Below are 6,811 nucleotides of genomic sequence, written 5' to 3'. Positions count from 1 at the left end.
CAGCGCTATGTATCGCGCTACAACATCACCAGGCCGCATAGCTACAACGACTATCGGTCACCAGTCGCCAGGGAGAAGCTGGTGGCGTGAAACCTTAATCGGTGTCCAAGATTACTTGACCAGTTCACAGCAGCCCCAATAAGGCCGCCGCGGTTTGTCTGGAAAAACTCCAGTCAGGTTTGGGGGCTGCTGCGCAGCCCAACGCAGGACAAGCCTGCTCACCACAATAAGCCTGCTCAACCACACAAGCCTGATCACCACAACAGCCTGCTCAACATGACAAACCTGATTGCCACAGCATCGTGCTTGCCACATCAAACCCTATCGTCCGTCTCCAGGCGATGCCTCAAGCTGTCATCACCCCCGCCCTGCCCGGCTCCGTCACAAACGACTTGAGAGTCGACACGCCAGCCTGTGGATCGCGCGGGTCACTGATCGCGCGAAACTTCGTCAGCATCTGCCGCGCCTCCAACTGCACCGACACGTACCCGCGCTGGCGACTGTCGAAAAACTTCACGTGCGGGTTGAGTGGCAACAGTTGGGAAAACGCATTATAGGGCGGGCCATCGGACGTCACCGATGAGCCGACGAATTCGGTGGCCACGATCGGTGAGTCCAGATCATTGCCATCGACGTGCAAGTCCGTGGCCCAGAACGAATGGATATCACCGCCCCAGAACACCGGGTTGTTGACGCGGTGGCGCTGGATCGATGCGAGCATCCGCGAACGGTTGGCCATGTAGCCATCCCAGCCATCGGTCCAGCGCCCAAGTGCCTGGCTGGTCGGGTCGCGCTGGGTCAGTGGCGCCACCAGCAAGTCCTGGGCGATCACATTCCACTGCGCCTGCGACTGCGCAAAACCCTGGTCCAGCCAGGCCTCCTGCTGCCAGCCGAGCATAGTCCGCGCGGGGTTGCGCAGGTCGGCGCAGGTGTTGGCGGCGATATGCCCCTGGTGGCTGCCGTTGGCCGGAATGCACGGTTGTTCGGAGCGATACTGACGGCCGTCGAGCACGTGGAAACGCGCCAGTCGGCCGTAGTCTAGGCGCCGATAGATGCGCATATCCGGGCCTTTGGGCACGCTGCTCACACGCAACGGCATATGTTCATAGAACGCCTGGTAAGCCGCCGCGCGCTGCTGGAGAAATTGCGCCACCGGGATCTTGGGATCCTGGGACCAGCGATTGGCATAGTCGTTCTGCACTTCGTGGTCGTCCCAGGTCGCCACGCTGGGTGCGGCGGCATGCAAGGCCTGCAGGTCCGGATCGGTCTTGTACAAGGCATAACGGTTGCGGTAATCGCCCAGGCTCACCGCATTGCCGCTGCCGTGGGCGCGAATGATTTTGCCCGAGTCCGCCGCGTAGGAGCTGTCGTAGATATAGTCACCGAGGAAAAACACCAGGTCGGGCTGCTCTGCCGCGAGGTGACGGTAGGCACTGAAATAGCCGCGCTCCCAATGCGAGCACGAGACAAATCCCAGCCGCGCCGACGCCATCGCCTGCACGGCGGGCGCCGTACGTGACTGCCCCACTGGGCTCTGCGCGCCGAGGCCTTCGAACTGATACCAATACGGCCGGCCCGCTTCCAGCCCGGCGACTTCCACGTGCACCGAATGGGCCAACCGCTCGCTGGCCATGACCTCGCCCTGTTGCACGATGCGGGTCATCGCCGCATCGCTGGCGACCCGCCAACGCACCGCCACCGCACGGTTCAACCCACCCCGGCCATCCACTGCATTGAACAGCGGCGCCAGGCGCGTCCAGATCACAAAGCCATCCGGCAACGGGTCGCCCGACGCCACGCCCAGGGTAAACGGATAGTCGACCCCGGCACTGCGCGCGAACGGACTGAGGATCGAAAACGTGGTGGCCACCGCCAGCCCGGCGAGTACCCGGCGCCGGCCGTGGTCGACGCCGCCGCTCACACCCGGTACTCCCACACCTCACGCACCGTGGCGAACACCAGCAGGTCTTCATGCACGCCGTTCTTGAGGAACGCGCCGCGCATGCAGCCTTCATATTGCAGGCCGATTTTCTCCATGACCCGCGCCGATTCCTTGTTGCGACTGAAGCACTGGCTGCCCACGCGATGCAGGCCAAGTTCGACAAAGCCGTAGTCCATCAATGCTGTCGCCGCCTCGGCCGCGTACCCCTGGTTACGCGCATCCGCCGCGACCCAACCGCCCAGATGCCCGTAGCAATGAGCAGCATTGATGCGCAGGCTGACGATACCGATCAGCTCGCCATTGTCACGCCGGTGCATCCCCAGGCTCAGCAACCCCGTCGAGCGATATTTCGCCTGCATGCCGTCAATGAAATCCAGCGCGATTTCCAGGGTGTAGGGCGATGGAATGCTGGCGGTGTTATCGGCGATCTTCGGACCGTTGGCGAGGGCGCACAACGTCTCGGCCTGGGTTTTTTCCAGGGCGCGCAATAACAGTCGCGGGGTGGACAGATGGGGCAAGTCGCTGCTCATTTCCGAGGGGCCTCGATGTAAAGTTTTTGAGAATGGCCGCGCTTCGTTTCAATTCTGTTACGTCACAAAAATGACTTGTGAATACCCTGTAAGACGCGTCCTAGAGCCCTCAAAACGTCAATTAAAGTTAACCATTCGGTCATTTTTGGTTGTTAGCGTGTCGCCCCTAATTCAATGACGGGGTAGCGGAATGAGAACCTGGGACGAACCGAAAAAACGCAAGGCGCACATCGAGCTGATCCCGATGATCGACGTGATGATGTTCCTGTTGGTGTTTTTCGTACTCGTGAGCCTGAACGTGATTCCGGCCCTCGGCATGAAGACCCAACTGCCCAGCGCCAGCAGTTCGCAGCAGCTCAAGCCGCAGAACAAATTCATCCTGACCCTGGGCCTGGAAGGCCAGCTGCAACTGGATGGCAAGGACCTCACCGTCGATGCGCTGGTGCCGGCCTTGAAGGCGGCCGAAAAGCCTGACACCAAGTCGACGATCATCGTCAACAGCGACAAGGGCGTGGAAGTTTCGCGCCTGGTGGAGGTGATGGACACCCTGCGTCTGGGTGGCTTTACCTCCGTGTCCATCGCCACGCGCAAGTCTTGATCATGTACGTCCTGTTTCGTGCGCGACAGCTGCTGGGCAGTGTCCCGGCCCTGATCGCCCTGGTGCTGATTGCACTGGGAATCCAGTCCCAGACGTTGAAGGTCGAACCGGTGTACGACGAGTCGGCGGTCGAGCTGGCGTTGGTCGAGCCCGAGCCGCCAGTGACCCCGGAGCCGGTGGTGGAACAAGAGCCACCGCCGCCGGTGATCGAGGATGAAGAGGCCGAGCCGGCCCCGCCGCCACCGCCGCCCAAGCCGTTGCCAAAACCTGAGCCCAAGCCCAAGCCGAAACCTCAGCCCAAGCCCGTGGTGGCCAAGCCATCGCCCGTGCCGACACCGCCGCCGGTGGCCGCCAAACCGGCCCCCGCCGTGGCGGCCCAGGCCGCGCCAACGCCGGCACCACCGGCCCCGCCGAAAGTCGACGGCCAGGCACTCGAAGGCGGCTATCTCAAGGGTTTGCGCAACGAGTTGGACACCTACAAACAGTACCCCACCGGACGCCAGGCTTCCCTCGAACGCCCGACCGGCGAAGTCGTGGTCTGGCTGCTGGTAGACCGCCAGGGTCGCGTTCTGGACTCCGGCCTGCAAACCCAGGCCTCGAGCATGTTGCTCAACCGGGCCGCCACCAACAGCTTGCGTCGCATCAAGCAAGTCAAGCCGTTCCCCGAGCAAGCCTTCGGGGGGCGCAATGAGCAGCGCTTCACCGCCACCTTCAACTACAGCGTGCAATAAGCACCCGACACCAGGACGACAGTGATGAGGTTCACACGTATTCATCTGGCACTTGTTGCCGCAAGCATGGGCCAGGGCATGGCCATGGCCGACACCGGCAACAGCGACGTCGGCACCATCGGCGTCCAGGGCAAGGCCACTGCGGGTGGCGGCTACATGGTGCAGGAAGAAAGCATCAAGGGCCGCTCCACGGTGACCAAGGAGGCGCTGGATAAACAGACCGCCACCGGCAACGCCATCGACAAGCTCAAGTACACCCCGGGCCTGAACATTTCCAGCGAAGACAACACCGGCCTGTCGGGCTTTCGCTTCACCATGCGCGGGCTCAACTCCGACCAGGTGGGGATGTCGGTGGACGGCATGCCGATCAACGACTCGGGCAACTACGCGCTGTACTCCAACCTGCTGGGCGACCCGGAAAACATCGACCAGATCTTCGTCACCCAGGGCTCCTCGGAAGCCGACGGCCCGCACATCGGCTCCAGCGGCGGCAACATCGGCATCGTGACGATTCGCCCGACCAAGGAAACCGGCGCGTTCGTCAAACAGGTGATGGGCAGCAACGCCACCCGCAAGACCTTCGCGCGGCTGAACACCGGTGAAGTCAACGGCCTCAGCAACTGGCTGTCGGCGTCCCACACCGAAGGCCAGATGTGGCGCGGCTCGGGTGCAGTGCGGGCGGACAAGGTCGAGTGGAACAGCTTCTTCGATGCGGGCGACGGCAACACCGCCAACCTGATCCTCAAGTACCACGAACAGGACAACAACAGTTACAGCCAGCTGACCAAGGCGCAGTTCCAACAGAACGGCCGCAAGTACGACCCCTACCCGGCAACGCCGACCGTGGGTGCCAATGGCAAGTACAACAGCTATTACGCGCTGGCGCAGAACCCGTTCCAGACCTTCACCGCCGTGCTCAACACCCAGCTCAAACTGGCTGACAACCTCGCGCTGTCAGTGATTCCGTATTACTACTGGGGCAACGGCAGTGGCGTCGGCTCGTCCAGCTATGCGCTGAACAGCGGCTCGAACCAGGGCGGCGTGTTCGACCTGGGCAACTTGCCTACCGGCGCGCAGTACAACGCCGATGGCACGCCGAACAGCGGCGTGTACTACCGTCCTTCACGCACGCAAACCTGGCGTCCGGGGATCACCACCAAACTGAACTGGGACCTGGGTGATCACAGCGTGCAATTTGGCTACTGGTACGAACGCGCGCGCCAGAGCCAGACCCAACCGTTCATTCCGCTCAAGTCCAGCGGCAAACCGGTCGACACCTGGCCCGACTCCAACGACGCCGTGGTCGATGCCAATGGCAACACCATCCAGGGTCGCGACCGCTTCACCATCACCCCCGCCCAGAAGGTCTGGGCCCAGGACACCTGGTACATCGACCCGGACTGGACTCTGGTGGCAGGCCTCGCCTACATGAACGTCAAGCGTGACGGCACCAACCACGGCAGCCTCACCGAACAGGCGGAAAAACGTAACCAGACCTACAACAAACTGCTGCCCAACGTCGGCCTCAAGTACCAGCTGGATGAGCGCGACCAGTTGTTCTACAGCCTGTCGCGCAACATGCGGATCCCGCAGAACTATGTGCTGTACGACAAGGGCCTGGACTCGATTAACTCCAAGCCGGAAACCAGCTGGAACCACGAGTTGGGCTGGCGCTTCACCGGTGACGACATGACCGTGGCGGCGACCTTGTTCTACATGCAGTTCAAGGATCGCCAGGTCTCGTCCAAAGACATCAACGGCGACTTCGCCGACATCAACGCGGGCGCGGTCAACAACAGCGGCCTGGAGCTGGAGTGGAGCGGCCTGCTGCCCAACCACTTCAACTACTACACCTCCTACACCTACACCAAGGCCGAGCAGCAAGACGACCTGACCGTGTACAACGCCGGCAAAGCCATCGTGCTGCCCACCAGCGGCAAGCAATTTGCCAACGTGCCGAAGAACATGCTGGCGGCCAACATCGGTTATGACGACGGTCGCTTCTACGGCACCTTCGGCGGCAAGTACACGAGCAAGCTCTACGGCGACCTGACCAACGATGAAGCCATTTCCGGGCGCACCGTGTTCAACGCCGGCGCGGGTATCTACCTGCCGGTGGACAAGAAAGTGGTCAAGGACGCCACCCTGCGCCTGAACGTCGACAACCTGTTCGACAAGAAATACCTGGACGGCGTGTACACCACCAAGACCAACGCCGCGACCTACGGCGGTTTCCGCGACGGCGACCCGGCGTACATCGTCGGCCTGGAACGCACTGTGACGGTTTCCCTGGAAGCCAATTTCTAATTGCGAGGTAAGCGAACATGGACATGAACCTGCTCCACGACATCACCTTCTATGTGATGTATGCCGCGATGGCCATCGCCATCTTCATCACCATCGAGCGCGGTATCTACTTCGCCTACGTGCGTCGCCAGGCTCGCGCGCTCACGGCGGTGCTGGACGCCAACGTACACAGCGAACGCGACTTGCCGCAGGGCTTGACCCAACGTGACAGCCTGCCCTTGAGCATGGTGTTGCCGGTGCTGGCACAGAAAGCCTCGCACGGTTCACGCAAGGACCTCGATGACGTGATCGAAACCCAGTACCTGACCACTCGCGCGCCACTGGCCCGCAGCCTGTGGATCATCGAGACCATCACCACGGCCGCGCCGCTGTTGGGCTTGCTGGGTACCATCCTCGGCATCATCGACACCTTCAAGGCGCTGGCGAGTGCCGGGGTGTCCGACCCAGGGCAGATTTCCGGTGGCATCGGCACGGCGCTGTTCGCCACTGGCCTGGGGATCGCCATCGCGCTGTTCTGCGTGGTGTTCCACAACTTCTTCCAGGACAGCCTGGAGCGCATCAACGACCAGCTGAAAATCCTGCTGATCCGCGCTGCCACCGGCGCCCGGGTACAGAGTGAAGTGCCGCACCTGGTGCCGACACCGTTGCACAGCCGCACGGCGTGATGGTTACAGCGGGCGCGCAATGCGCCCGCTTTCTTCGT

Annotated in this window: 6 protein-coding genes; 4 read left to right on the top strand and 2 right to left on the bottom strand. The window is 62.2% G+C overall.

Annotated features, from left to right (window positions below; translation table 11 throughout):
* Window positions 1-346: 346 nt before the first annotated feature.
* Window positions 347-1,921 carry an alkaline phosphatase D family protein gene (locus tag QMX97_RS09175; protein ID WP_282396762.1) on the bottom strand — a complete coding sequence of 525 codons (1,575 nt, stop codon included), beginning with the start codon at window positions 1,919-1,921 and terminating at the stop codon, window positions 347-349.
* On the bottom strand, window positions 1,918-2,472 hold the full coding sequence (locus QMX97_RS09170; RefSeq protein ID WP_282396760.1) for a GNAT family protein: 555 nt from the start codon (window positions 2,470-2,472) through the stop codon (window positions 1,918-1,920). Before QMX97_RS09170 ends, QMX97_RS09175 begins: the two co-directional genes overlap by 4 nt.
* 190 nt (window positions 2,473-2,662) lie before the next feature.
* Here QMX97_RS09170 and QMX97_RS09165 point away from each other — a divergent pair, with 190 nt between their 5' ends.
* From QMX97_RS09165 to QMX97_RS09150, 4 genes are read left to right on the top strand one after another with little or no spacing between them, the layout of a single operon-like run.
* Complete coding sequence (locus tag QMX97_RS09165; protein WP_005786670.1) at window positions 2,663-3,070, top strand: biopolymer transporter ExbD; 408 nt, start codon at window positions 2,663-2,665, stop codon at window positions 3,068-3,070.
* Between the two features lie 2 nt (window positions 3,071-3,072).
* A complete protein-coding gene (locus tag QMX97_RS09160) occupies window positions 3,073-3,801 on the top strand; it encodes an energy transducer TonB (protein WP_065901440.1) in 729 nt (242 codons plus the stop codon).
* A 24-nt stretch (window positions 3,802-3,825) separates the two neighbouring features.
* Window positions 3,826-6,108, top strand: a complete 2,283-nt coding sequence (locus QMX97_RS09155) for a TonB-dependent receptor (RefSeq protein WP_065901443.1) — start codon at window positions 3,826-3,828, stop codon at window positions 6,106-6,108.
* Between the two features lie 17 nt (window positions 6,109-6,125).
* A complete protein-coding gene (locus QMX97_RS09150; RefSeq protein WP_065901446.1) occupies window positions 6,126-6,773 on the top strand; it encodes a MotA/TolQ/ExbB proton channel family protein in 648 nt (215 codons plus the stop codon).
* The last annotated feature ends 38 nt before the right edge of the window (window positions 6,774-6,811 follow it).

Source organism: Pseudomonas sp. PS01298, assembly GCF_029959745.1.
Lineage (GTDB): Bacteria > Pseudomonadota > Gammaproteobacteria > Pseudomonadales > Pseudomonadaceae > Aquipseudomonas > Aquipseudomonas aylmerensis.
The sequence above is the reverse complement of the archived record's forward strand: the minus strand, read 5'-3'. Positions and strand labels throughout refer to the sequence as shown.

What these genes read in the sequence shown, in the direction of transcription:
- QMX97_RS09170 (WP_282396760.1), bottom strand. Translation starts at nt 2,472, where the DNA reads ATGAGCAGCGACTTGCCCCATCTGTCCACCCCGCGACTGTTATTGCGC.
- QMX97_RS09165 (WP_005786670.1), top strand. Translation starts at nt 2,663, where the DNA reads ATGAGAACCTGGGACGAACCGAAAAAACGCAAGGCGCACATCGAGCTG.
- QMX97_RS09160 (WP_065901440.1), top strand. Translation starts at nt 3,073, where the DNA reads ATGTACGTCCTGTTTCGTGCGCGACAGCTGCTGGGCAGTGTCCCGGCC.
- QMX97_RS09155 (WP_065901443.1), top strand. Translation starts at nt 3,826, where the DNA reads ATGAGGTTCACACGTATTCATCTGGCACTTGTTGCCGCAAGCATGGGC.
- QMX97_RS09150 (WP_065901446.1), top strand. Translation starts at nt 6,126, where the DNA reads ATGGACATGAACCTGCTCCACGACATCACCTTCTATGTGATGTATGCC.